General features: G+C 71.2%; 24 protein-coding genes. 16 read left to right on the top strand and 8 right to left on the bottom strand.

Going from position 1 to position 23,672, the window contains the following annotated elements; translation table 11 throughout:
* The first annotated feature begins 21 nt into the window (after positions 1-21).
* The 5 genes from lpdA (IEX42_RS00325) to IEX42_RS00305 all read left to right on the top strand — a co-directional run bounded on the left by lpdA (IEX42_RS00325) (position 22) and on the right by IEX42_RS00305 (position 6,656).
* Positions 22-1,422, top strand: a complete 1,401-nt coding sequence (lpdA, locus tag IEX42_RS00325) for a dihydrolipoyl dehydrogenase (RefSeq protein WP_188777176.1) — start codon at positions 22-24, stop codon at positions 1,420-1,422.
* Between the two features lie 18 nt (positions 1,423-1,440).
* Positions 1,441-3,285 (top strand): 2-oxoglutarate dehydrogenase, E2 component, dihydrolipoamide succinyltransferase, encoded by a 1,845-nt coding sequence (gene sucB / locus IEX42_RS00320; protein ID WP_188777174.1) that lies wholly within the window; start codon positions 1,441-1,443, stop codon positions 3,283-3,285.
* Between the two features lie 226 nt (positions 3,286-3,511).
* A complete protein-coding gene (locus tag IEX42_RS00315; protein ID WP_188777172.1) occupies positions 3,512-4,687 on the top strand; it encodes an RtcB family protein in 1,176 nt (391 codons plus the stop codon).
* Positions 4,688-4,747: 60 nt separating this feature from the next.
* Positions 4,748-5,482 carry a YwaF family protein gene (locus tag IEX42_RS00310; protein WP_229660461.1) on the top strand — a complete coding sequence of 245 codons (735 nt, stop codon included), beginning with the start codon at positions 4,748-4,750 and terminating at the stop codon, positions 5,480-5,482.
* Positions 5,483-5,504: 22 nt separating this feature from the next.
* A complete protein-coding gene (locus IEX42_RS00305) occupies positions 5,505-6,656 on the top strand; it encodes a CaiB/BaiF CoA transferase family protein (RefSeq protein WP_188777168.1) in 1,152 nt (383 codons plus the stop codon).
* 139 nt (positions 6,657-6,795) lie between these two features.
* Here IEX42_RS00305 and lpdA (IEX42_RS00300) read toward each other — a convergent pair whose 3' ends face one another.
* Positions 6,796-8,187 carry a dihydrolipoyl dehydrogenase gene (lpdA, locus tag IEX42_RS00300; protein WP_188777166.1) on the bottom strand — a complete coding sequence of 464 codons (1,392 nt, stop codon included), beginning with the start codon at positions 8,185-8,187 and terminating at the stop codon, positions 6,796-6,798.
* Positions 8,188-8,265: 78 nt separating this feature from the next.
* Here lpdA (IEX42_RS00300) and IEX42_RS00295 point away from each other — a divergent pair, with 78 nt between their 5' ends.
* A complete protein-coding gene (locus IEX42_RS00295; RefSeq protein WP_188777164.1) occupies positions 8,266-9,168 on the top strand; it encodes a TIGR01777 family oxidoreductase in 903 nt (300 codons plus the stop codon).
* Positions 9,169-9,186: 18 nt separating this feature from the next.
* On the opposite strand, the gene IEX42_RS00290 is transcribed toward IEX42_RS00295, so the two are convergent.
* Positions 9,187-9,720, bottom strand: coding sequence for a hypothetical protein (locus tag IEX42_RS00290; protein ID WP_188777162.1), 534 nt, complete (start codon positions 9,718-9,720; stop codon positions 9,187-9,189).
* Here IEX42_RS00290 and lipB point away from each other — a divergent pair.
* From lipB to glnA, 6 genes are all read left to right on the top strand, one after another.
* Positions 9,719-10,492, top strand: a complete 774-nt coding sequence (gene lipB, locus IEX42_RS00285) for a lipoyl(octanoyl) transferase LipB (protein WP_188777160.1) — start codon at positions 9,719-9,721, stop codon at positions 10,490-10,492. The genes IEX42_RS00290 and lipB overlap by 2 nt on opposite strands.
* Positions 10,493-10,641: 149 nt before the next feature.
* Positions 10,642-12,039 carry a lytic transglycosylase domain-containing protein gene (locus IEX42_RS00280; RefSeq protein ID WP_188777158.1) on the top strand — a complete coding sequence of 466 codons (1,398 nt, stop codon included), beginning with the start codon at positions 10,642-10,644 and terminating at the stop codon, positions 12,037-12,039.
* 94 nt (positions 12,040-12,133) lie between these two features.
* A complete protein-coding gene (gene lipA, locus IEX42_RS00275) occupies positions 12,134-13,057 on the top strand; it encodes a lipoyl synthase (RefSeq protein WP_188780781.1) in 924 nt (307 codons plus the stop codon).
* A 15-nt stretch (positions 13,058-13,072) separates the two neighbouring features.
* Positions 13,073-13,792, top strand: coding sequence for a DUF4191 domain-containing protein (locus IEX42_RS00270; protein WP_229660459.1), 720 nt, complete (start codon positions 13,073-13,075; stop codon positions 13,790-13,792).
* Positions 13,793-14,107: 315 nt separating this feature from the next.
* Positions 14,108-14,494 carry an RDD family protein gene (locus IEX42_RS00265; RefSeq protein WP_229660458.1) on the top strand — a complete coding sequence of 129 codons (387 nt, stop codon included), beginning with the start codon at positions 14,108-14,110 and terminating at the stop codon, positions 14,492-14,494.
* Positions 14,495-14,661: 167 nt separating this feature from the next.
* On the top strand, positions 14,662-16,083 hold the full coding sequence (gene glnA / locus IEX42_RS00260) for a type I glutamate--ammonia ligase (protein WP_188777157.1): 1,422 nt from the start codon (positions 14,662-14,664) through the stop codon (positions 16,081-16,083).
* Positions 16,084-16,454: 371 nt separating this feature from the next.
* Here glnA and IEX42_RS00255 read toward each other — a convergent pair whose 3' ends face one another.
* Positions 16,455-16,823 carry a PH domain-containing protein gene (locus IEX42_RS00255; protein ID WP_188777155.1) on the bottom strand — a complete coding sequence of 123 codons (369 nt, stop codon included), beginning with the start codon at positions 16,821-16,823 and terminating at the stop codon, positions 16,455-16,457.
* 190 nt (positions 16,824-17,013) lie between these two features.
* On the opposite strand from IEX42_RS00255, the gene IEX42_RS00250 reads away from it, so the two are divergent.
* Entirely contained in the window at positions 17,014-17,430 is a 417-nt protein-coding gene (locus IEX42_RS00250; RefSeq protein ID WP_229660457.1) for a universal stress protein, read from the top strand.
* Between the two features lie 12 nt (positions 17,431-17,442).
* Here the strand turns inward: IEX42_RS00250 and ctlX are convergent, their stop codons facing one another.
* From ctlX to IEX42_RS00235, 3 genes are read right to left on the bottom strand one after another with little or no spacing between them, the layout of a single operon-like run.
* Positions 17,443-18,471, bottom strand: a complete 1,029-nt coding sequence (gene ctlX / locus IEX42_RS00245) for a citrulline utilization hydrolase CtlX (RefSeq protein WP_188777151.1) — start codon at positions 18,469-18,471, stop codon at positions 17,443-17,445.
* A gap of 33 nt (positions 18,472-18,504) precedes the next feature.
* Positions 18,505-19,017: a CbrC family protein gene (locus IEX42_RS00240; RefSeq protein WP_188777150.1), complete on the bottom strand. Its 513-nt coding sequence runs from the start codon at positions 19,015-19,017 to the stop codon at positions 18,505-18,507.
* A 21-nt stretch (positions 19,018-19,038) separates the two neighbouring features.
* Complete coding sequence (locus IEX42_RS00235) at positions 19,039-19,542, bottom strand: GNAT family N-acetyltransferase (protein WP_229660456.1); 504 nt, start codon at positions 19,540-19,542, stop codon at positions 19,039-19,041.
* Positions 19,543-19,650: 108 nt separating this feature from the next.
* On the opposite strand from IEX42_RS00235, the gene IEX42_RS00230 reads away from it, so the two are divergent.
* From IEX42_RS00230 to IEX42_RS00220, 3 genes are all read left to right on the top strand, one after another.
* Positions 19,651-20,412, top strand: a complete 762-nt coding sequence (locus IEX42_RS00230; RefSeq protein ID WP_188777146.1) for a glycerophosphodiester phosphodiesterase — start codon at positions 19,651-19,653, stop codon at positions 20,410-20,412.
* Between the two features lie 268 nt (positions 20,413-20,680).
* On the top strand, positions 20,681-21,166 hold the full coding sequence (locus tag IEX42_RS00225; protein WP_188777145.1) for a Dps family protein: 486 nt from the start codon (positions 20,681-20,683) through the stop codon (positions 21,164-21,166).
* A gap of 103 nt (positions 21,167-21,269) precedes the next feature.
* On the top strand, positions 21,270-21,626 hold the full coding sequence (locus tag IEX42_RS00220) for an SIP domain-containing protein (RefSeq protein ID WP_188777143.1): 357 nt from the start codon (positions 21,270-21,272) through the stop codon (positions 21,624-21,626).
* A 28-nt stretch (positions 21,627-21,654) separates the two neighbouring features.
* On the opposite strand, the gene IEX42_RS00215 is transcribed toward IEX42_RS00220, so the two are convergent.
* Both IEX42_RS00215 and IEX42_RS00210 read right to left on the bottom strand, forming a co-directional pair.
* Positions 21,655-22,470, bottom strand: a complete 816-nt coding sequence (locus IEX42_RS00215; protein ID WP_188777140.1) for an SGNH/GDSL hydrolase family protein — start codon at positions 22,468-22,470, stop codon at positions 21,655-21,657.
* A complete protein-coding gene (locus IEX42_RS00210) occupies positions 22,467-23,579 on the bottom strand; it encodes a glycosyltransferase family 4 protein (protein WP_188777138.1) in 1,113 nt (370 codons plus the stop codon). Before IEX42_RS00210 ends, IEX42_RS00215 begins: the two co-directional genes overlap by 4 nt.
* Positions 23,580-23,672: the final 93 nt, after the last annotated feature.

Below are 23,672 nucleotides of genomic sequence, written 5' to 3'. Positions count from 1 at the left end.
GCGGGGAGGACGCGAGGCGCTGTGGCTGACCAGGCAGGACCCGGCACGGAGCTCGAGCAGGACTTCGACGTCCTCGTCCTCGGTGCCGGCTCGGGCGGGTACGCCTGCGCCCTGCGCGCGGCCCAGCTCGGGATGCGCGTCGGCCTGGTCGAGAAGGACAAGGTCGGTGGCACCTGCCTGCACGTCGGCTGCATCCCGACCAAGGCGCTCCTGCACGCGGCCGAGGTGGCCGACGCAGCCCGAGAGTCGGAGCAGTTCGGCGTCCACGCCACGCTCGACGGCATCGACATGGACGGCGTCAACGGCTACAAGGACGCGGTCGTCGACCGCTTGCACACCGGGCTGTCGGGGCTGCTCAAGGGCCGCGGCGTCACGACGATCACGGGCTCCGGGCGGCTGACCTCGCCGCGCACCGTGGAGGTCGACGGCACGACGTACACTGCGACGCACGTGGTGCTGGCCTCGGGCTCGTACGCCAAGACCCTGCCCGGGCTCGACCTCGACGGGCGGGTCGTCTCCTCGACCGAGGCACTGCGACTCACCGAGGTGCCGCGCTCCGTGGTCGTGCTCGGCGGCGGCGTCATCGGTGTCGAGTTCGCGAGCGTCTGGCGCTCCTTCGGCGCCGAGGTGACCGTCCTGGAGGCGCTCCCCCGGCTCGTCGCGGCGGAGGACGAGGCCTGCTCCAAGGCGCTCGAGCGTGCGTTCCGCAAGCGCGGGATCACCCTGCGCACCGGCACCGCCTTCGAGTCGGTGGAGACGACCGACGACGGCGTCCGCGTCCACGTGGCCGGCGGCGACGTGCTCGAGGCGGACCTGCTGCTGGTCGCGGTCGGCCGCGGACCCGCCACCGACGGCCTGGGGTACGACGACCAGGGCGTCGCGATGGAGCGCGGCTTCGTGCTCGCCGACGAGCGCGGGCGCACCAACCTCGACGGCGTCCACGCCGTCGGCGACATCGTGCCCGGCCTGCAGCTGGCCCACCGCGGTTTCGCCCAGGGGGTCCTGGTCGCCGAGGACATCGCCGGTCTGGACCCGACGCCGCTCGACGAGGCGCTGATCCCGCGGGTGACGTACTCCGACCCCGAGGTGGCCTCGGTCGGGCTCACCGAGGCGCAGGCCCGGGAGGCCCACGGCGACGCGGTCGAGACGCTGACGTACGACCTCGGCGGCAACGGCAAGAGCCAGATCCTCAAGACGCAGGGCTTCGTCAAGCTGGTGCGGCGCACCGACGGTCCGGTGCTCGGCGTCCACATGGTCGGCTCGCGGGTCGGCGAGCTGATCGGCGAGGCGCAGCTGATCACCGGCTGGGACGCCTGGCCCGAGGACGTCGCCCCGCTGGTGCACGCCCACCCGACTCAGAACGAAGCTCTCGGCGAGGCCCACCTGGCGCTCGCCGGCAAACCCCTGCACGCTCACTCCTGATCCCCACGGAAGGCAGTCATGTCGACACCTGTGAACCTCCCCGCCCTCGGCGAGTCCGTCACCGAGGGCACCGTCACCCGCTGGCTCAAGCAGGTCGGTGACACCGTCGAGGTCGACGAGCCGCTGCTGGAGGTCTCCACCGACAAGGTCGACACCGAGATCCCCTCCCCCGTCGCCGGCACGCTGCTGGAGATCAGCGCCGAGGAGGACGACACGGTCGAGGTCGGGGCACAGCTCTGCGTCGTCGGCGAGGAGGGCGAGGGCGGCGGGTCCGCCGACGACTCCGAGGCCGAGCCCAAGGACGATGAGCAGGCGGAGCAGAAGGCCGAGCAGGAGGAGGAGGTCGCCGAGGAGTCCGGCGACCTGCCCGCCGGCGACGAGACGCCCGAGTCCGAGAAGGACGACTCGCCCGCCGAGCAGGAGCCGGCCGCCGAGGCCGCGTCGTCAGGCGGCGGTGGCGGTGGCGGTGGCGGTGGCGAGGGCACCCCGGTCACGCTGCCGGCACTCGGCGAGTCCGTCACCGAGGGCACCGTGACCCGCTGGCTCAAGCAGGTCGGTGACACCGTCGAGGTCGACGAGCCGCTGCTGGAGGTCTCCACCGACAAGGTCGACACCGAGATCCCCTCCCCCGTCGCCGGCACGCTGCTGGAGATCAAGGCCGAGGAGGACGAGACGGTCGAGGTCGGCGCCGAGCTGGCCGTGATCGGCAGCGGTGACGCGGCGACCTCTGCTCCCGCCGAGAAGTCCGAGCCGGAGCCGGAGCCCGAGAAGGCACCCGAGCCAGAGCCCGAGCCGGAGCCCGAGCCCGAGCCCGAGCCGGCCCCGGAGCCCGCAGCGCCGGCCGCCGAGCAGAAGCAGCCGGAGCCGGAGCGCGAGGAGGCACCGGCACCGACGAAGGAGCCGAAGCAGGAGGACGCCGGCAGCCCACGCGACGGTGCCGGCTACGTCACGCCGCTGGTGCGCAAGATGGCGGCGGAGTACGACGTCGACCTCGCCGCGGTCGAGGGCACCGGCGTCGGCGGCCGCATCCGCAAGCAGGACGTGCTGGCCGCTGCCTCCGAGCGCGGCAAGAACGCCGCCGCGGAGGCACCGGCTGCGGCCGAGCAGCCCGCCGCCGCGTCGACGACACCGGCGCCGTCGACCCCGAGCCCGCTGCGCGGCAAGACCGAGAAGATGACGCGCCTGCGCAAGACCATCGCCACCCGCATGGTCGAGTCGCTCCAGGTCTCGGCCCAGCTGACCACGGTGGTGGAGGTCGACGTCACCTCCATCGCCCGCAAGCGCGACGCGGTCAAGGCCGACTTCGCCGCCCGCGAGGGCGTGAAGCTCTCCTTCATGCCGTTCTTCGCCAAGGCGGCGATCGACGCGCTGAAGCAGCACCCGGCGGTCAACTCCACGATCGACCTGGACGCGGGCGAGGTGACGTACTTCGACACCGAGAACCTCGGTATCGCCGTCGACACCGAGAAGGGTCTGCTCGTCCCGGTGATCAAGGAGGCCGGTGACCTCTCGATCGCGGGCCTGGCGCGCAAGATCGCGGACGTCGCGGAGCGCACCCGGACCAACAAGATCGGTCCGGACGAGCTGTCCGGTGGCACGTTCACGCTGACCAACACCGGCAGCCGCGGGGCGCTCTTCGACACCCCGATCATCAACCAGCCGCAGGTGGCGATCCTCGGCACAGGGTCGGTCGTCAAGCGTCCGGTGGTGATCGACGACCCGAACCTCGGCGAGACGATCGCGGTGCGCCACATGGTCTACCTCGCGCTGACCTACGACCACCGCATCGTCGACGGCGCCGACGCCGCGCGGTTCCTCTCGGAGGTCAAGGAGCGCCTGGAGGGCGCGCAGTTCGACATCTGACCAAGGAGCGAGCGGAGGTACGCCGAGCGCAGCGAGGTGTGCCGCAGCGAGCGACGACTCAGACGTCGACACAGAACCGACATCTGAGGCAATGGTCCGGGACGGGCGCCCGCGATCTGACCCGAGTGACGAACGCCAGCAAATCCGGGTGCACCGAGCGGCGCCCTCCTCCTAGCCTTCCCCGCGGCCCGCGACCGACGCGGACCGACGGAGAACAGGAAGGACCATGGAGCACCTCACGAAGCACCTGCTCAGCTGGGCGTCGATCCTCGACGCCCCTACCCGCGAGCAGGCGATCACCACGGCGTCGCTGCCGTTCATCCACCCGCACCTGGCGCTGATGCCCGACGCCCACCTGGGCAAGGGCGCGACCGTCGGGTCGGTGATCCCTACCCTCGGTGCGATCATCCCGGCCGCGGTCGGGGTGGACATCGGCTGCGGCATGATCGCGGTCCGTACGCCGGCGACCCTCGCGGACCTGCCGGAGGACCGGCGTACCGTCCGGCGCGAGATCGAGCGGTCCATCCCGCTCAGCGCCGGCGTCGCCAACAAGTCGGTCACCCGCGAGCACACCGAGGCACGCCTCGTCGACCTCCGTGAGCGGGCCGAGCAGGCGGGCTTCGACCCGGCGTCGTACGCCGCCCGCTGGGAGCTGCAGCTGGGCACCCTCGGCAGCGGGAACCACTTCATCGAGATCACCGCCGACGAGCGGGACCGGGTCTGGCTGTTCCTGCACTCGGGCTCGCGCGGGGTCGGCAACAAGATCGCGCAGCGCCACATCAAGGTCGCGAGCGAGCTGTGCAGGAAGTGGTGGATCCCGCTGCCGCACCCGGACCTGGCGTACCTCGTGGAGGACACCGAGGAGTTCTGGACCTACATCGCGCAGATGCGGTGGGCGCAGCACTACGCCCTGCTCAACCGCGAGGAGATGATGGACCGGGTGGCGCGCTGCTTCGGTGAGTGGCTGGGGCTGTCCGGCGAGGTGGAGCGGCAGGAGGAGATCAACTGCCACCACAACTACACCGAGCAGGAGCGGCACTTCGCCAAGGACGTGTGGGTCTCACGCAAGGGCGCGATCCACGCCGGCGAGGGCGTGCCGGGGCTGATCCCGGGCTCGATGGGGACGGCGTCCTACGTCGTGTCCGGTCGCGCCAACCCGCTGGCGCTGCAGTCGGCGCCGCACGGCGCGGGGCGGGTGTACTCCCGGTCGGCGGCCCGCAGGACGTTCGACCGCGAGCAGCTCCGGGCGGCCATGGCCGGCATCGAGTACCGCGACACCGACGCCTTCGTCGACGAGATCCCGGCGGCGTACAAGGACATCGACCAGGTGATGGCCGACGCCGCCGACCTCGTCGAGGTCCGGCACACGCTGCGCCAGGTGGTCAACGTCAAGGGCGACTGAGGCCGCTGCTGAGCACGCGGACCCATGGTCCTCGGTCGACCGACCGGGGACCATGGGCGCGTGACCCGCTTCCAGGCCTTCGGTCCCGAGCACCTGTCCCTCATCGCCCTCTGCGTGGTGGTCAGCGTCGCGATCGTGCTGGTCGGTCGTCGTACGGGCGACTCGGTCGTCGTACGACGCACGCTCGCCGTCGTCATCCCGGTCTTCACGGTGCCGCTCCAGGTGGCGCAGCTGCTGCCCGGCGACTTCGGTCTCGGGACCTCGCTGCCGCTGCAGGTCTGCGACCTGACCTGGATGCTGGCGATCTACGCGCTGTGGACACGCCGGCGCTGGGCCACGACGCTGCTGTACTTCTGGGGGCTGACCCTGGTGCCGCAGGCGATCCTCACGCCCTCGCTGGAGCAGCTGTTCCCCGACCCGCGGTACTTCATGTTCTGGGGGATGCACTTCCTGAGCGTCTGGGCCGCGGTCTGGCTCGCCGCCTCCGGGCGCCGCGAGGACGGCCCGGACTGGCGCGGCTACCGGACCTCGGTGGTGATCACGCTGGCCTGGGTCGCCGCGGTGATGGTGCTCAACGCGGTGCTGGGCACCAACTACGGCTACTTCAACCGCAAGCCCTCCGTCGGCACGGCGCTGGACTACCTCGGGCCCTGGCCCGTGTACGTCGTCGCGGAGGTCGCCGTCGTCGCCCTCGCCTGGGCACTGATCACCCTGCCCTGGACGGGACGGGCATCGCGGACGTCACACCACGCGGCTTTGCACCCGGCCGGCGATCAGAGCAGCCTGGACGCGTAGTCCAGACGAAGGAGCAGCACCGATGACGACACCGGCACCGGGTGCCCTCGACGGGGTCCGGGTCATCGACCTGGCGACCGTCGTGATGGGGCCGTACGCCACCCAGATCATGGGCGACCTCGGGGCCGAGGTGATCAAGGTCGAGTCCGCGCACGGCGACCTCGCTCGGCGCTCCGTACCCAAGCGGCACGAGGGCATGGGCGCCCTGGGGCTCAACGTCAACCGCAACAAGCGCAGCGTCGTCCTCGACCTGAAGTCCGAGGACGGACTGGCCGACCTGCACCGGCTGCTGGCCGGCGCCGACGTGCTCGTCACCAACATGCGTCCCGGTGCGCTGCAGCGGCTCGGGCTCGACCCGGACACCATCACCGCGCAGTACCCGCACCTCGTCTACACCTCCGCGCAGGGCTTCCGGTCCGACTCCCCCGAGGCCGACCACGCGGCGTACGACGAGATCGTCCAGGCCGCCAGCGGCCTCACCGACCTGATGCTGCGCTCGACGGGGAAGGCGGCGTACGTCCCGACGATCCTGGCCGACAAGGTCTGCGCGCTCACGGTCGTCTACTCCACGCTCGCCGCGGTCATCAGCCAGCGCGCCACCGGGAAGGGCCAGCACGTCGAGGTGCCGATGACCGACACGATGCTGGCGTTCAACCTCGTCGAGCACCTCGGCGGTCACACGTTCGAGCCGCCCGAGGGCCCGACCGGCTTCTACCGCTCGCTGAGCGAGGGACACTCGGCGGTGCAGACGAAGGACGGCTGGGCGTGCATCCTCCCGTACAGCCCGGCCAACGTCCGCGACTTCTTCGAGGCGTCCGGGCACGGCGAGCTGAACGACGACCCGCGGTTCTCCGACTGGGCGACGGTCCTGGCCGACATGAGCGTGCTGTACCGCCAGATCGAGGCGATCGCCCCCGAGCGCACCACGCAGGAGTGGGAGCAGCTGTGCGAGCAGCACAGCATCCCGATGGCACCGGTGCTCGAGCTCGAGCACGCCACCGAGTCGGCGTACGTCCGCGACGGCGGCCTGCTCGACGTCGCCGAGCACCCCACCGAGGGGGCCTACCGGACGATCGGCATCCCTGTCCGGTTCAGCGGCACCCCCGCCGCGATCCGGCGCCCCGCGCCCACCCTCGGCCAGGACACCGCCGAGGTGCTGGGCGAGATCCGCTGAGGTAGCGCGATCGGCGTGTCAGGCTCGCGGTGAGGCACCACCTCGCGCGCGTCGCTCGGACCGACGTCGCTGCGTGGTGAGGTCTCGACGGGCTCGACCACCGGTGGTCGAGCTCGTCGAGACCCGCTCTGCGCGGCTCTCAGAGATTGATCATGTGCCCGGCGAGACCCTCGACGGCCTCCTTGACCGCCTCGGAGAGCGTCGGGTGGGCGAAGACGTTGCGGGCGACCTCGTCGGCGGTGAGGTCCCACTTCTGGGCCAGCGTCAGGGCGGGCAGCAGCTCGGTGACGTCCGGGCCGATCAGCGCGGCGCCGAGGATCTCGTTGTACGTCGCGTCGGCGACGATCTTCACGAACCCCGCGGTCTCCCCCAGCCCGGCCGCCTTGCCGTTGGCGGAGAACGGGAACTTGGCGGTCTTGACGTCGTACCCCTTCTCCTTGGCCTGCTCCTCTGAGTAGCCGAAGGAGGCGATCTGCGGCTGGCAGTACGTCGCCCGCGGGATCATGTCGAAGTCGATCTCGACGGTCTCCGCGCCAGCGATCGTCTCGGCCGCGACGACGCCCATCGCCTCGGCGGTGTGGGCCAGCATCAGCTTGCCGGTGACGTCGCCGATCGCGTACACGTGCTCGACGTTGGTACGGCCGCGCTCGTCGACGGCGATCGCGCCGCGCTCGGTGGTCTCGACGCCGGACTTGTCCAGGCCGTAGCCGTCCAGCCGCGGCGCGAAGCCGATCGCCTGGAGCACCTTGTCGGCCTCGATGACGTCGGTGGACCCGTCCTTGGAGACAGTCACCTTCACGCTCGAGCCGGTGTCCTCGATCTTCTCGACCTTGGTGGACAGCCGGACGTCGACGCCGAGCCTCTTGTAGTGCTTGAGCAGCTCCTTGGAGACCTCGGCGTCCTCGGTGGGCACCATGCGGTCGAGGAACTCGACGATCGTCACCTGCACCCCGAAGTTGGCCATCACGTAGGCGAACTCCACGCCGATCGCGCCGGAGCCGGCGATCACGATCGAGCCGGGCAGCGTCTCGTCGAGGATCTGCTCCTCGTAGGTCACGACGTTCTCCGACAGCTCGGTGCCGGGCACCAGCCGCGTGGTCGCGCCGGTGGCGATGATCAGGTCGTCCCAGGTGATCTCGTCGGTGCCACCGTCGTTGAGCTCGACGGTGAGCGTCGCGGAGTCCTTGAAGGTCCCCCACCCGTCGATCTCGGTGATCTTGTTCTTCTTCATCAGGTAGTGGACGCCGTTGACGATGCCCTTGGACACCTTGCGGCTGCGAGCGTGCGTGGCGCCGTACTCCATCGAGACCTCGCCGGTGATCCCGAACAGGTCCTTCTCGTGCTCGAGCAGGTGCGCCAGCTCGGCGTTGCGGAGCAGGGCCTTGGAGGGGATGCAGCCGACGTTGAGGCAGACGCCGCCCCAGTACTTCTTCTCGATCACGGCAACGGACTTGCCGAGCTGCGAGGCGCGGATGGCGGCGACGTACCCACCGGGGCCCGCACCGAGGACGACGACATCGAAGTGGCTCACGAGACCTGAGCCTATTCCCCGGACCGGCACCTCCCTGACGGGGTCGTGCACCGTCCTGCCCCGTGGGACTGTGGGCACATGCACTTCCTCATCGCGGGCTCCTCCGGCTTCCTCGGCACGCGCCTGCGGGAGGAGCTGGCACGACGTGAGCACACGGTCACGCGCCTGGTCCGCGGCGAGCCGTCCGGGCCTGACCAGCAGCAGTGGGACCCGTACGCCGACCGGGCCGGGCTCGACGCCGGCCTGGTGGCCGCGGCCGACGTCGTGGTCAACCTGGCCGGTGCGCCGACCTTCGGCAACCCCCACTCGCAGAAGTGGAAGCGTGAGCTTGAGGAGAGCCGGGTCGCGACGACCGGCACGCTGGCCCGCGCGATCGCCGAGGTCGAGGACCGGCCGGTGTTCCTCGCCGGCAACGGCATCTCGTACTACGGCGACCGCGGCGACGAGGTGCTCGACGAGTCGGCCGACTCGGCCGGCGACCACCTGCTCACCCACGTCTCCCGCGTTTGGCAGGAGGCGGCGGAGCCGGCGGAGCGCAGCGGCGCCCGCGTGGTCTACCTGCGCACCTCCCCCGTGCTCGACCGGCGCAGCGCACCGCTGAGCCTGCTGGTGCCGCTGTTCAAGGCCGGGCTGGGCGGCCCGCTGGGTTCGGGAGAGCAGTACTTCCCGACCATCTCGACCGAGGACTGGGTCGGCGCCGTCGTCCACTGCGCGGAGCACGACGAGGTGTCCGGTCCGGTCAACCTGTCCCTGCCGGAGCCCGCGACCAACGACGAGTTCACGAAGGCGCTGGCCAAGGCGCTCAGCAGGCCGGCGCTGGTCAAGCTGCCGTCGTTCCTGATCCGGCCGGCGGCCGGCGACCTCGCCCCGGAGCTGCTCGGCTCGGTGCGGGCCGTCCCCGCGGCACTGCTGGACAGCGGCTACTCCTTCGCCCACCCGGACATCACGGACACCGTCGCGGCCGCCCTCGCTGCCGGATGAGCGGAGGCCCGAGCCGCCTCACGCCTGGCTGACCGCCGCCACCCGCCACCGCCCTGCCGCGCGACGCAGCTCGACGAGGCGCGTGCTGGTCGAGTCCCTGGGCAGCGCCCGGGACCGCTCGGCGTCGTCGGCCACGCCGCCGGCGAGCCGCTCGGTCACCTGGAGGCGTACGACAGCCGGGTCGAGGTGGCGCACCCGTGCGTCCAGCACCTGCATCCGCAGGCCGCGGACCACGAGCCCACGGCCGAGGTAGGCCCGGAGCATCGCCACGTCGCGGGCGCCCGCCGGCGCGTCGTCGACGTAGAGGCCCCGCAGCCCCTCGACGTCACCGGCCGCCCACGCGCGGGAGCGCGCGGCGTCCCAGCGGTGGAGCACGTCCAGCGCACCCGACGCGTCGTGCGCCGTCCCGCCGGGTGGCCGGACCGCCGCCCCGTGGGAGTCGCCGGCCGCTCCGGCGTCGGTCCGCCCCGCCAGCACGAGGTACGTCCCGAGCAGCAGCGAGACGCCGCCGAGGGCCACCAGCCCCCACCACCGCCACCCGGTCTCGCTCATGGCGTCCACTGTGCCGCCACCGCGCCGGCCCGAACGCGTTATCCACAGGCGTACTGTCGCTGTCGTGGACGTGATCGACCTCGGCATACTGGACTACCGCGCCGCCTGGGACCGCCAGCGCGAGGAGCACGAGGAGGTCGTCTCCGGCGGCCCCGACCGGCTGCTGCTCGTCGAGCACCCGCCGGTCTACACCTGCGGCAAGCGCACCGACGCCTCCGAGCTGCCCACCGACACCGGTGGCGCAGAGGTCATCGACGTCGACCGCGGAGGCAAGATCACCTTCCACGGGCCCGGCCAGCTGGTCGGCTACCCGATCGTCCGGCTCCCCGACCACGTCAAGGTCGTCGACTACGTCCGACGGGTCGAGGAGGCGCTGATCGGCGTGTGCCGCGACCTCGGCGTCACGACCGCGCGGGTCCCGGGTCGCAGCGGCGTCTGGCTGCGGGCCGGCGAGGGCCGACCCGAGCGCAAGATTGCCGCGCTCGGGATCCGGGTCAGCCGCGGCGTGACCATGCACGGCTTCGCGCTCAACGCCGACGTCGACCTCGGCTGGTACGACCGGTTCGTCCCCTGCGGCATCGCCGACGCGGGCGTGACGTCGCTCAGCGCCGAGCTCGGTCGTGACGTGCCGGTGGCCGAGACCGTTCCGCTCGTACGACGTCACCTGGAGCGGCTGCTGGCCTGGACGTCGTACGACGCGACGCCGGACTACGAGCCCCGTCCCGAGCCCGGCCGCGGACCGCGGGTGCCGGTGCTCGGTGCCCGCTCCTGAACAGCGAGCGAACAACCGGTCCGATTTAGCCGGAATCCCTGTCCAACGGACCGTTCGGTGACCTACGCTTCAGCGGACGTCATCGGGTGCGGCTGCCCCGCCTCGGGGACGGTCGTCCCACCATCCGATGCAAGCCGCCTGGGAGCCTCATGTCACCCCGAACGGTCCGTACCTTCACCACCGGCGCCGTCGCCTCGGTCGCGCTCGCTGTGACGGGTACGGCGGTCGTCTCCGCCAACCAGGACGACCCCACGCGAACCATCCAGGCGACCTCGGAGCGACAGGCACCGGCCACCGTCGGCACGGACCGCGCCGCCAGCACCGCTCCGCGCGGACAGGCCGTCAGCGCGGGGCTGCGCGACAAGGCACTGCGGACCGCGTCGTTGACCGACATCCCCCCGGCCGCACTGGCCGCCTACCAGCGTGCCGCCGACTCGATGGCCTCGGCCTCTCCCGGCTGCCACCTGACCTGGCCCCTCCTCGCCGCGGTCGGTCAGGTCGAGTCCGACCACGGCCGCACCAGCGCACGCAACGCCAAGGGCATCGTCGGGGTGCCCCTGGACGGCAAGGGCGTGAAGCTGGTCGCCGACACCGACGCCGGCCAGCTCGACGGCGACAGCACGCACGACCGGGCCGTCGGTCCGATGCAGATCCTGCCCAGCACCTGGGCGACCATCGCGGTCGACGGCGACGGCGACGGCAAGCGGGACCCGCAGGACATCGACGACGCGGCCCTCGCCGCGGCGGTCTACCTGTGCGGCAACGGCGACGACCTCGCCACCGACGCCGGCACGAAGGCGGCGGTGCGCTCGTACAACAACTCCGCGTCGTACGTCGCCCTCGTCATGGCCGTCGCGCAGGCCTACGCCAAGGACCAGTCGGCGACCTACGCCGTCGGCGCGACGTCGAGCGGTCTGCTCGACTTCCGCTCGGCCGGGTCGTCGTACGCCGGGGCCGGCGCCAACGACGCCGACCGGCTGCCGGTCGCCAAGCCCACACACACGTCCAAGGCCAGGACCAGCACGACCGGGGCGGTCACGCAGGCACCCCAGCGTCCGAGCGCGCCCAAGCCGGGCAGCACGCCGCCCGTCGGCAACCACCCGACACCCGGCAACCCCGCGCCCGGCACGCCGAAGCCGCCGGTGTGGAAGACGCCTCGGGTGCCGGACGTCACGGCGCTGGAGGCGGAGAAGGCTCTGGAGAAGCTGAAGGCAGCCGGTTACCCCGGGGCGCGCACCGACGTCTACGACCCCACGACCATCGGACAGGTCATCACACAGAGTGTCGCGGCCGGTGCGCGAGCGAACCGCGGTACGACCGTCACCGTGACCGTGTCGTTGGGGCCGGTGCCGGACGTCGTCGGCCTGTCGTACGCCGCCGCCCTCGCAGCGCTACAGGGCAAGGGCCTCGTCGTGGCGGTGGACCCCGACGGGGTGACCGCGACCGACACAGCGGTGGTCACTGCGCAGACGCCGGACCAGAGCAGCACGAGGGTGGCCCAGGGAAGCACCGTCACGCTGACGCTGGAGGCTCCTCCCGCCGGCTGAGCGGGGCCCACGAGCGCAACCGCCGCGGCGTACGCTGGTCGGTGTGACTGCGACACCGGACACGTCCACCAGCCCCGCCCCCGAGGGTCGCAAGATGCTGCGGCTCGAGGTGCGCAACGCCGAGACGCCGATCGAGCGCAAACCGGCCTGGATCAAGACCAAGGCGTCGATGGGGCCGCAGTACAACGAGCTGCAGGCGCTGGTGAAGTCCGAGGGTCTGCACACGGTCTGCCAGGAGGCGGGCTGCCCCAACATCTTCGAGTGCTGGGAGGACCGCGAGGCGACCTTCCTCATCGGCGGCGAGCAGTGCACGCGGCGCTGCGACTTCTGCCAGATCGACACGGGCAAGCCCTCGCCGCTGGACCGCGACGAGCCGCGCCGGGTGGCGGAGTCGGTGCAGAAGATGCAGCTGCGCTACTCCACGATCACCGGCGTCGCGCGCGACGACCTGCCCGACGGCGGGGCCTGGCTCTACGCCGAGACCGTGCGCAAGATCCACGAGCTCAACCCCGACACCGGGGTGGAGAACCTCATCCCCGACTTCAACGGCAAGCCGGACCTGCTGCGCGAGGTGTTCGAGTCGCGGCCCGAGGTGCTCGCGCACAACGTCGAGACGGTGCCGCGGATCTTCAAGCGGATCCGGCCGGCGTTCACGTACGAGCGCTCGCTGGACGTGATCACCCAGGCCCGCGACTTCGGGCTGGTGACCAAGTCGAACCTGATCCTCGGCATGGGCGAGACCCGCGAGGAGATCAGCCAGGCGCTGCGCGACCTGCACGGCGCCGGCTGCGAGCTGATCACCATCACGCAGTACCTGCGTCCGACCAAGCGTCACCACCCCGTCGAGCGCTGGGTCAAGCCCGAGGAGTTCGTCGAGCTGCGCGACGAGGCCGACGAGATCGGGTTCGCGGGCGTGATGAGCGGGCCGCTGGTGCGCTCGTCGTACCGCGCGGGGCGGCTGTACAAGCAGGCGATCGAGGCCCGCGAGCAGACCGTTTCGGCCGAGCAGGCCGTCTGAGGGATACTCCACCCCGTGGCACGTGAGAAGACGAAGAAGCAGAAGTTGGTCAAGGACCCGAACAAGCCGGGGCGCGTCGCGCAGATCAAGCAGACCTACGACCTGACCAAGAAGACCGACCCCAACATCGGGCGGCTGCTGCTGGCGATCTTCGTCGTGGTCGGCGTGGTCGTCGGTGCGCTGTACTGGTTCTTCCTCGACAGCATCGTCTTCGCGGTGATCGTCGGGATCCTGGTCGGTCTGCTGGCCGCGATGATCGTCTTCGGTCGGCGCGGCCAGCGCTCGGCGATCTCGCAGATCGAGGGCAAGCCCGGCGCCGCCGCGGCCGTCCTCGGGATGCTCAAGCGGGGCTGGAAGACCGAGCCCGGCATCGCGTTCAACAAGCAGCAGGACGTCGTCACCCGCCTCGTCGGCCCACCCGGCATCGTGCTGATCGGCGAGGGCAACCCGAACCGGCTGCGCGGCCTGCTGACCGCCGAGCGCCGCAAGCACGAGCGGGTCGCCCGCGACACCACGATCACCGAGCTGGTCGTCGGCGACGGCGAGGGACAGGTGCCTCTCGGTCGGCTCACCAAGCACGTCACGAAGCTCAAGAAGACCCAGAAGCCGGCCGAGATGACCGACGTGCTCAACCGGCTCAAGGCGCTCGACGCGAGCGGCAGCAAGGTCCCGCTGCCCAAGGGCCCCGTGCCGACGAACATGAAGGGCATGCGGCAGAACATGAAGGGCCGCTAGGCCCGCCATATTTCTGAGCCGAGTCGCCGCAGTTGCGCTCCGCCGAGCGGAGCGAGGCCGTTGGCAAGTGCGACGACTCGGCGAGCGGGAGAGCAACGGCGAGGGCCGCTTGAGCCCCAGCCACCCGCCGTGGTTTCGACGTCCTCCCTCGCTGGCGCTCGTTCGGGCTCAACCACCGGCGGTCGAGCCCGATGCGAGCGCAGCGAGCGAGGCGGTGTCCTGAGCAGCGACCGAGGAACGAGGGCGCGCGTCGAAGGGACGTCGAGACCACCCACCACCCACGCACCTGCGCATCCCACCGATAGGTTCGACCCCGTGGAGACGATCGAGCACACGGCCTCCTGGCCGCGCCGGATGCTGGCGATCCTCGTCGACTGGGTCGCCTGCTCGCTGGTGGCGCTGCTGATCCTCGGGACGGACTCCTTCGGGAAGTCGACGTACTCCTGGGTGGTGCTCGGGATCTTCTGGCTCGAGTCGTCGGTGGGTACGGCTCTCGCCGGCGGCTCGTTCGGTCAGCTGGCCACCCGGCTGCGCGTGCTGACCACGAGCTACTCCCCCGTCCCCCTCATCGCGGCGGTCGTGCGTCAGCTGCTGATCTGCGTGGTCATCCCGCCGCTGGTGTTCCGCCCGGACGGGCGCGGCCTGCACGACCTCGCGGTGGGCTCGGCGACGTACGACCTCAAGGCGCTCGAGGCGCGCTGACCGCGGTCGTACCGCACCAGACGTAACACGTCTGAAACAAACCAGATACGGTCGGGAAACCGGTCCTTCCTAGGTTCACAGTGCCGTGATCGAGGGGTCCGGTCCGGCAGTGCCCATCACCACAAGACGACAAGTCGTCGGTCGCGCGCAGCGGCCAAGGAGGACGGATGTTCCAGAACAGCGACGAGCTGCTGAAGTACGTCAAGGACGAGGGCATCGAGATGGTCGATGTCCGCTTCTGCGACCTGCCGGGGGTGATGCAGCACTTCACCGTGCCGGTGTCCTCCTTCGACCAGTCGGTCTTCGACGACGGCCTCGGCTTCGACGGGTCGTCGATCCGCGGCTTCCAGGCCATCAACGAGTCGGACATGCAGCTCTACCCGGACCCGACGACCGCGTACGTCGACCCCTTCCGCACCGCGAAGACGCTGAACGTCAACTTCTTCATCCACGACCCGATCACCGGTGAGGCGTACTCCCGCGACCCGCGCAACATCGCCCGCAAGGCGCTGGCCCACCTGGCCAGCACCGGCGTCGGCGACACCGCGTTCTTCGCCCCCGAGGCGGAGTTCTACATCTTCGACTCGGTGCGCTACTCCACCGACGTCAACGCCGGCTTCTACGAGATCGACTCGGTCGAGGGCTGGTGGAACTCCGGCAAGGAGGGCGACGACAACCTCGGCTACAAGACCCGCCTCAAGGGCGGCTACTTCCCGGTCGAGCCGTACGACCACTACTCCGACCTGCGCGCGGAGATGGTCAAGAACCTCGAGCTGTGCGGCCTGACCGTGGAGCGCGCGCACCACGAGGTCGGCACCGCCGGGCAGGCGGAGATCAACTACAAGTTCGACACCCTGCTCAAGGCCGCCGACGACGTGATGAAGTTCAAGTACCTCATCAAGAACACCGCCTGGCAGGCCGGCAAGTCGGTCACCTTCATGCCGAAGCCGATCTTCGGCGACAACGGCTCGGGCATGCACGTGCACCAGTCGATCTGGAACGAGGGCGAGCCCCTGTTCTACGACGAGACCGGGTACGGCGGCCTGTCCGACATGGCCCGCTGGTACATCGGCGGCATCCTCAAGCACGCCCCCTCGCTGCTGGCCTTCACCAACCCGACGGTGAACTCCTACCACCGCCTGGTGCCCGGCTTCGAGGCGCCGATCTCGCTGGTCTACTCCTCGCGCAACCGCTCCGCCTCGGTCCGCATCCCGATCACCGGGACCAACCCGAAGGCCAAGCGCATCGAGACCCGGTTCCCCGACCCGTCGGCGAACCCGTACCTCGCGTTCTCCGCACTGCTCCTCGCGGGCCTGGACGGCATCCAGAACAAGATCGAGCCGGCCGACCCGATCGATAAGGACATCTACGAGCTGCCGCCGGACGAGATGGCCGAGATCGACCAGGTGCCGACCTCGCTCGGCGCCGTGCTCGACTCGCTCGAGGCCGACCACGAGTTCCTCACCAAGGGCAACGTGTTCACCCCCGACCTGATCGAGACCTGGATCGACTTCAAGCGAACCAACGAGATCGCGCCGGTGCAGCTGCGCCCGCACCCGCACGAGTTCGAGCTCTACTACGACATCTGACTCGTCGGTGGTTGGGCCGCGACCGAGCGCCAGCGAGGCGGTGCCCTGAGCAGCGCCTGAGGCACGAAGGCGCGCGTCGAAGGGGAGCGCGACGAAACCACCGCCACAGTCGTACGACGGCCCGCCGACGCCACCGGTGTCGGCGGGTCGTTCGTCGTCAGATCGATGTCGCCGATCTCCCGAACATTTCTCCGCCACCGCAGCGACGCGCCAGCACGCTCTGCAAGACGGACAGGAGTCACCTGGACGAGGCGACCAGGAACGTCAAGGTCGTGGCCGAGGAGCCGTTCACGCTGGGGTCGCCGACCTCGCCTTCGACGTGACCCGTCCGACGGCCCAGCTGCCGCGGGTGAACGGTGCCGACTGGCGAGCTACTGCAGGACCGCCCACGCGATCAGTGAGTCGAGGCGCCGGATGTCGGTCCCCTTTCCGACCTTGATCTTGATGTGCCCCGCCCTCGTCCACAGCTCGATCTCGGCGTTGACGTCGAGCAGCCGCCCGGCGTTCTCCGATGACCACATGTCGATGCGGCTGTACGGCAGCGAGTAGATCTCCACCTTCTTGCCGGTGATGCCCTGTGCGTCTCGCACAATCAGGCGCTTCGTCGTGAAGACGGCGCTGTCGCGGAAGGTCTTGAATGCCGCCACCGGTGTCTCCCCCTGCGTCATCAGGTCGGCGACATCGGCAGGGACCGGGATCTCCTGCATGAACGTCCACGCAGTGATCGAGGTCGTCTCCATTCCGCGATGCTCACACAGAATCGAAAGGACCGCCGCGATTGTTCGGTTCTTCCGTTGACGAACAGCGCCGGGGACTCGCAGAACTCGCGCGCACCCGACCGGTTCGGTCAACTGCCGTACGACGAGTGCCTATCCTTCGTGCTACCGGACGCGACGGGTCTCCGGCGACAGGACGATCGAGGAGATGGCGATGACGGTAGTGGTCGGGGTCGACACGAGCGAGACGGCAGGACGGGCGGCGAAGACCGCCGCCAGGCTGGCGGCCGGGCTGGGCACCGACCTCGTGGTGGTGTGCGCGGCGTCGTCGACGAACCGCACGGGGCCCTCGGTCCCCGACCGGCGGATGACGACGCCGGAGAAGGCGCTCGAGGTGGCCAAGGAGGCGGCCGAGACGCTCGGCAAGGACCACCCCGACCTGACCATCGAGGCCGACGCGAAGGAAGGCAAGCCGGCCGACGTGCTGATCGAGGCCGCGCAGGCGTACGCCGCCGAGGTCATCGTGGTCGGCAACCGCAACGCCCAGGGCGTCACCCGCGTCCTCGGCAGCGTCGCCAAGGACGTCGTCGGCAAGGCGCCGTGCGACGTCTACGTCGCCTACACCAAGTGAGCCGAGGGCTCCTCAGCTGACGCTGCGGCCGTCGGCGGTGACCGGGTTGTCCTCGTTGATCGCCAGGACGGCGTCGCTCGGGCCGGGCTCGACACCGGGCCGGGGGTCGAGGTGGATGCCGGCGATCATGCAGCGCACGGACCCTCCCGCGAGCTCGATCGTCGGGATGTCGACGGAGACGATCTCGCAGCTGCGCTCGATCACCTCGACCTGGTCGCTCCGCAGGCTGCGACGGGCGCGCTCGGACATCGCCAGGACCCGTCGCTGGCGGCCGTCGGGGTGGTGCCCGGTGAGCTCCACCGCGTTGCCGGCGAACTCGCGCACCTGCTCCTCGGTCAGCTCGACGACCGCGCGGCCGTGGACGCTGAGGCGCTCGCGCACCTGCTCACGTCGCACGACGTCGGGGATCAGGTCCAGCGCGAACAGCGCCAGCTCGGTGCCGACGCAGGCCATCACGTTGGTGTGGTAGATCGGCACTCCCCCGGCGTCGACGGCGTCGAAGACCATCGGCTCGTAGGTGAAGTCGGTGCAGAACCGCTCGAGGACGGCGGCGTCGGCGCGGTGGCTGCGGGCGACGTACGCCACCCGTGACTCGTTGTCGAGCACCATCGCGCCGGTGCCCTCGAGGAAGATCCCGTCCGGCTCCAGGCCGGAGTAGTCGACGATCGTCTGCACCCGGTAGTGCGACTTCAGCATCTCCAGGACGTCGCCGCGCCGCTCGTGACGCCGGTTGGAGGCGTACATCGGGAAGATGCCGACGACTCCCCCGGCGTGGGTGGAGATCCAGTTGTTCGGGAAGACGCTGTCGGGGCGGGTGTGGTCGGCGTCGTCGAAGACGTGGACGCGGACGCCGACCGCCCGCAGCGCCGCGGCCACGGCGTCCATCTCCATCGTGGCCCGCGCGGACAGCTCGGCCGCTCCCTGAGCGTCATCACCGCCGGGGGCGGCGGACTGGAACGCGTTGTCGGCGGCGGTCGCCGGGTTGGGCAGGAATCGGGTCGCTCGGATCAACAGCACGGACGAGGGGGCTTGGGCACTCACGGCGGGCCAATCTATCGGTGACGCACGCGCGCCTCAGGACATGTCGGCGTACGCCAGCCCCGTCCCGCAGTGGCGGCAGCGGAAGAGATAGGCCGAGAGGTCACCGTCCGCCCGCATCTGGTCGACGTCCGTCTCGTCCCAGCCGGCCGCGACGAGGGAGTCCACGGCGCCCGGGGTCGATCGCAGCTCGCGGGCGCCGGCGATGGTCAGGTACACGGCCGCGTCGCCACAGTGCGTCAACCAGCGCGGGGACTGCCAGGTCGAGACCCCGGGGGTGCGGTGCAGGATCTCCTCCCTGACCTCGGCCGGCACTCCGCGCAGCGCCGCGTCGCCGTCGTCGGTGAACTCGAGGTCGTGACGGGCGGCGGCACTCCCGTCGGCGATGCACCACGGACACAGCTCCTCGATGTCGGCGACGCCGAAGATCGGGCCGACGTAGAGATGCCCCCTCGTCCGCTCACAGGACTCGCACGCAGCATCGGACGGTACGACCGAGCCACTGGCGACCGGGTCGGGGTGGTAGGTGAACGTCGGGAGCGAGACCATGAACTCAGGATCCGGCCCCCGTCAAGGGGAGCTCAGCGGGTCGGAGGACAGCAGGCCGTGCAGGTGCTCGTCGTACGCCCGGCCGTCGCCGTAGACGTACCCCTCGCGCAGGGTCCCCTCGAGGGCGAAGCCCGCGCGCTCGGCGACACGGCACGACGCGGGGTTGGCGACGGCGTGGTAGAGCATCACGCGGCGCAGACCGAGCTCGCCGAAGGCGACGGCGCAGGCGGCGCGCACGGCGGCCGTACCCACGCCGCGCCCGCGCGCGTCGGGGTGGACGCGGTAGCCGAGCTCGACGGTGCCCTGCTCGTGGTCGACGTCGAACAGCGCGATCGTGCCCAGCAGCACGTCGGAGGCGTCGGTGATCGCGAAGGTGCGCGTGACCCCGTCGGCGATCTTGGCCCGCCAGGCGACCGGGTCGTCGGCGGGCTTGAACGGGTTCCACAGCCGGGTCCCCGGGTCGGCCGCCGTCTGGAGGATGCGTGGGTCGTCGGCCTCGGTGAAGTCGCGCAGCAGGACGGGCACGACACCGACCGTAGGCGCCGACCGGGCGCGCACGCTCGTCCTTTGCCCGTCACCGCGGCGTCACGTCGTCGTGGCCGGCACGTTCACCTCGCCCGGGACGCTGCGAGCATGGACGCGATCCAGGTGGCCCACCGCGGAGCGAGTGCCGTGGCCCCGGAGAACACCCTCGCCGCCGTACGTCGTGCCGTCGCCGACGGAGCGGACCTGGTCGAGGTCGACGTACGCCGCACCGCCGACGGCGCGCTGGTGCTGATGCACGACGCCAGCGTGCGGCGCACCACCGGCGCCGGCGGCTGCGTCTCGGAGCTGACCTTCGCACGGGTACGCACGCTCGACGCCGGCCTCGGTCAGCTCGTGCCCAGCCTGGACGAGGCGGCCGCGCTCGCGCCGCTGCTGATCGACGTCAAGGACGCGGCAGCCGACGGGATGGTCGAGGACCTCGCGGCCCAGGTGCCGTACGGGGCAATGGTCCAGGCCCGTGACTGGGGCGCCATGCGTGCGCTGAAGCAGCGTCGGGCCGACCTGACGGTCTGCGTCCTCGGGCGACCGACCGGCACCACGCTGACGGACGTCGCGTCCTGGGCGGACGGGGTGCACCCGCACCACTCCCGGTTGAGCCGCCGGTACGTCGACGCCGTGCACGCTCACGGGCTGCACTGCCTCACCTGGACGGTGAACCCACCGCTGCTCCAGGCGCGGGCCGTACGCCTCGGCGTGGACGGGGTGATCACCGACCGCGTCGGCGGCGTCGGAGCGAGTGCGAGGGCGACGCTGACACCCGGCTCGCCGTGGCCGGTCTCGACGACCGCTCCCTCGCTGGCGCTCGGTCACTGCTCGACCTCCGGTGGCGGCCCGGCTCTGCAGCCCTGACCGACCACCCCCGGGCAGCTCCGAGCAAGTGCGAGCCCGGCGCTGCCACCCACCTCACCGTGGCCGGTCTCGACGACTGCTCCCTCACTGGCGCTCGGTCACTCCTCGACCTCCGGTGGCGGCCCGGCACTGCGGCCGTGACCGACCGAGCTGTCACGTGCGGACTCGTACGGGCATGAGGGCAGCCTTTGCTTTGTTGAACTGATCCAGAAAAGCAGGCATCGTCTTTCCTGTCGTCAGTACGCACCACCCTCAGGAGGGTTTGCTCATGAGCACCACCAAGACCCCGTCCGACCTCGCCACCACCGCGGAGACCGCCGCCGGCGTCGCCCAGTTCCTCGCTCCGGTCGTCATCGACCTCGAGGCGCTCGTCGTCCAGGGCAAGCAGGCCCACTGGCACGTCCGCGGCACCGCGTTCGACGAGGTGCACCGCCAGCTCGACCAGATCGTGGCCAACGCCCAGGACTTCGCCGACACCGCCGCCGAGCGGATCGTGGCCCTCGGCCTCCCGCTCGACTCGCGGCTCGCGACCGTCGCCGAGAAGAACACCCTTCCGGGCCTCCCCGACGGCTTCTCCGGCTGGGAGGAGACGGTCGCGAACGTGACCGCTCAGCTCGACGCCGCCCTGGTCACCATCCGCACCGCCGTCGCCGAGCTGGAGACGATCGACATGTCCAGCCAGGACGTGGCCATCGAGATCGAGCGCGGCGTGACGAAGGACCGTTGGCTGCTGCAGGCGCACGTCGCCGGCTGAGGCACCGAGCGCACCGCGAGAGGGGGCGGCCCGTCGAGGGCAGCCCCCTCTTTGTGTGCCACACCTCTGGCAATACAGGTAAGGCTTACCTATAGTCGTACGCATGAGTCGCCGCCGCGCCCCGCTCGAGCACGTCCTGATCGCCGGGGACTCCTCCGAGATCGACGCTATCCGCGCGCTGCTGGCTCTGCTGCCGTCGACGACGTACGGACAGGTCTACGTCGAGACCATCTCCGGCACCGTCCTGCCCGAGATCTCGGCCCCCCGACGGGTCACCGTCACTATGCTCCCCCGCGACGCGGCCGACCTCGCGGGAGAGCGACTCGCCTCCGCCGTCGACGGCTGGCTGGCCGAGTGGATCCCCGAGGAGCCCGAGCCGGACCGCGACCTCACCATCTGGCTCGGCGAGGTCGCCGGCGCACGGGTCGAGACGTCGGCCACCTGCCTCGAGCGGCTCTGACGGGCTCTCTCGCGCGCGACGAGCCGGGTCAGCCGGCCCGCGGGGCGTGGTGCCCGAAGGGGACGTCCTCGGCGTAGCCGAGTGCCGCGAGCACGCTCGGGAGGATCGCCTTCGCGGTGCGCTTGTACCCCTCCGACGAGGGGTGGAAGCGGTCCACGGCGAACATCGAGTCGGGCTGGCTGAGGAAGAACGGACCGACCACGTCCGAGAGGGACACCGCCCGCGCGCCGAGGCGCAGCGCCTCGCGCTGCTGGGCGGTGGCGAGGCGGCGCGAGGACGTACCGGCCAGGGAGCGCAGCGGTTGCGGCAGCGCCGCCAGCGCGGACAGGTCGGGGCAGGTGCCGACGACGACCACGCAGCCGCTCTCCTGCAGCGCCTCGACCGCCTCACCGAGGTAGCGCACCGAGTCCGCGACAGGCACCCGGTGCGTCACGTCGTTGCCTCCGACGACGAGCACCGCCACGTCCGGGCGGTACGACGCCGGCAGCCCGGCCAGCTGCGCCAGCAGGGCGGAGCTCTCGGAGCCGACGACCGCGGCCGTGTGCAGGCGTACGGCGCGCTCAGTACGCCGCCCGAGCCGGCGGGCCAGCTGAGCGCCGAGCGTGTGCTTGGGCTTGGTGGCCCCCAGGCCCGCCGCGATCGAGTCTCCGAGGAGCAGCAGCTCGATCCGGTCACCGTGCTTCTTGCGCCAGGTCCGGTCGGCGGCCAGCGCCTCCTCCCCCAGCGGCTTGCCGATGACCGCCCGGGCAGCCGCGGCCTGGTGGGCGAGGCCCCAGCGCGCGCCCGCAGCAGCCGCGGCGAGAGCGCCGCCCGCAGCAGCCGCGACGAGGAGCAGCCGTCTCACGCGACCCGCTCGGCGGGGCGCAGCGCGACGGCGTCGTAGTGCTCGACGAGCTCGCCGACGACGGCGTCCCAGGTACGCCCGGCGACGCGGGCCCGACCCGCGGCAGCGATCTGCTGCCGGCACGCGGGGTCCGCGACCAGCGCAGCGACGTGCGCGCGGAACGACGCCGGCCGGGTCGGCTCGTGCAGCATCCCGCTCACGCCGTGCTCGACGAGGTCGACAGGGCCGCCGACGCCGGGCGCGACCACCGCGACACCGCTGGCCTGCGCCTCCTGGACGGTCTGGCAGAACGTCTCGGCCTCGCCGGTGTGGCAGAACACGTCCAGCGTGGCGAAGGCACGGGCGAGGTCGGTGCCACCGAGCATCCCGGTGAACACCGCGCCCGGCAGCAGCCGCTCCAGCTCGGGCCGCGCCGGGCCGTCGCCGACGACCACCAGACGACTGCCGGGGACGTCGGCGAGCTCGGCGAGGCGGTGCACCTGCTTCTCGTGGGCGAGGCGGCCGACGTACCCGACCAGCGCCTCGCCGTGCGGCGCCCACTCGGCGTGCAGCGCCTCGTCACGACGCGAGGGGTCGAACAGGTCCAGTCGGACGCCCCGCCCCCAGCGGTGCACGTCGCTCACGCCGAGGTCCGCGAGCTGGGCGGCGGACGCAGCCGACGGCACCAGGTTGCGGTGCGCGCGGCGGTGGATCTTCCCGATCCAGCGCGACAGCGGGACGTCGGCGTGGAACGGGTACTGCTTGGAGAACCCGACGACGTCGGTCTGGTAGACCGCCACCTGCGGCACCCCGAGCCGGCGTGCCGCGCGCTGCCCGACCTTGCCCAGCGCGATCGGCGAGGCAAGATGGACGACGTCGGGGGCGAACCGCGCCATCTCCCGCTCGAGCGCCCGGTCCGGCAGCCCGATCGGAAAGGTCGTGTAGCCCGGCAGGGCCACGCTGCGCACCCGCACCACCGGCACCCCGTGGTGCTCCAGCGGCCCTGGTCCGGGAGCGATCACCTGCACCTGGTGCCCGCCCCTGGTGAGCACCTCGACGACGTGCCGCACGGAGTTCGAGACCCCGTTCACCTGCGGCAGGAAGGACTCGGTCACCACGCTGATCCGCATGGCACCGAGGTTCCCGACGCCGCGTGAACAGACGTCGACAGGTGCGGCCGTGTCGGGTGGCCCGTGGACGAATGCCTCGACGGCGCCGTCGCC

Origin of the sequence: Marmoricola endophyticus, from assembly GCF_014644415.1 — a bacterium.
In the GTDB taxonomy this organism is placed as follows: Bacteria; Actinomycetota; Actinomycetes; order Propionibacteriales; family Nocardioidaceae; genus Marmoricola; species Marmoricola endophyticus.
The sequence above is the reverse complement of the archived record's forward strand: the minus strand, read 5'-3'. Positions and strand labels throughout refer to the sequence as shown.

Coding starts and splice junctions, on each gene's coding strand:
- IEX42_RS00225 (WP_188777145.1), top strand. CDS start 20,681: ATGAGCACCACCAAGACCCCGTCCGACCTCGCCACCACCGCGGAGACC.
- IEX42_RS00210 (WP_188777138.1), bottom strand. CDS start 23,579: ATGCGGATCAGCGTGGTGACCGAGTCCTTCCTGCCGCAGGTGAACGGG.
- IEX42_RS00230 (WP_188777146.1), top strand. CDS start 19,651: ATGGACGCGATCCAGGTGGCCCACCGCGGAGCGAGTGCCGTGGCCCCG.
- lipA (WP_188780781.1), top strand. CDS start 12,134: ATGCTGCGGCTCGAGGTGCGCAACGCCGAGACGCCGATCGAGCGCAAA.
- IEX42_RS00290 (WP_188777162.1), bottom strand. CDS start 9,720: ATGAGCGAGACCGGGTGGCGGTGGTGGGGGCTGGTGGCCCTCGGCGGC.
- IEX42_RS00250 (WP_229660457.1), top strand. CDS start 17,014: ATGACGGTAGTGGTCGGGGTCGACACGAGCGAGACGGCAGGACGGGCG.
- IEX42_RS00240 (WP_188777150.1), bottom strand. CDS start 19,017: ATGGTCTCGCTCCCGACGTTCACCTACCACCCCGACCCGGTCGCCAGT.
- IEX42_RS00255 (WP_188777155.1), bottom strand. CDS start 16,823: ATGGAGACGACCTCGATCACTGCGTGGACGTTCATGCAGGAGATCCCG.
- lipB (WP_188777160.1), top strand. CDS start 9,719: ATGGCGTCCACTGTGCCGCCACCGCGCCGGCCCGAACGCGTTATCCAC.
- IEX42_RS00295 (WP_188777164.1), top strand. CDS start 8,266: ATGCACTTCCTCATCGCGGGCTCCTCCGGCTTCCTCGGCACGCGCCTG.
- glnA (WP_188777157.1), top strand. CDS start 14,662: ATGTTCCAGAACAGCGACGAGCTGCTGAAGTACGTCAAGGACGAGGGC.
- IEX42_RS00280 (WP_188777158.1), top strand. CDS start 10,642: ATGTCACCCCGAACGGTCCGTACCTTCACCACCGGCGCCGTCGCCTCG.
- IEX42_RS00315 (WP_188777172.1), top strand. CDS start 3,512: ATGGAGCACCTCACGAAGCACCTGCTCAGCTGGGCGTCGATCCTCGAC.
- IEX42_RS00220 (WP_188777143.1), top strand. CDS start 21,270: ATGAGTCGCCGCCGCGCCCCGCTCGAGCACGTCCTGATCGCCGGGGAC.
- IEX42_RS00305 (WP_188777168.1), top strand. CDS start 5,505: ATGACGACACCGGCACCGGGTGCCCTCGACGGGGTCCGGGTCATCGAC.
- sucB (WP_188777174.1), top strand. CDS start 1,441: ATGTCGACACCTGTGAACCTCCCCGCCCTCGGCGAGTCCGTCACCGAG.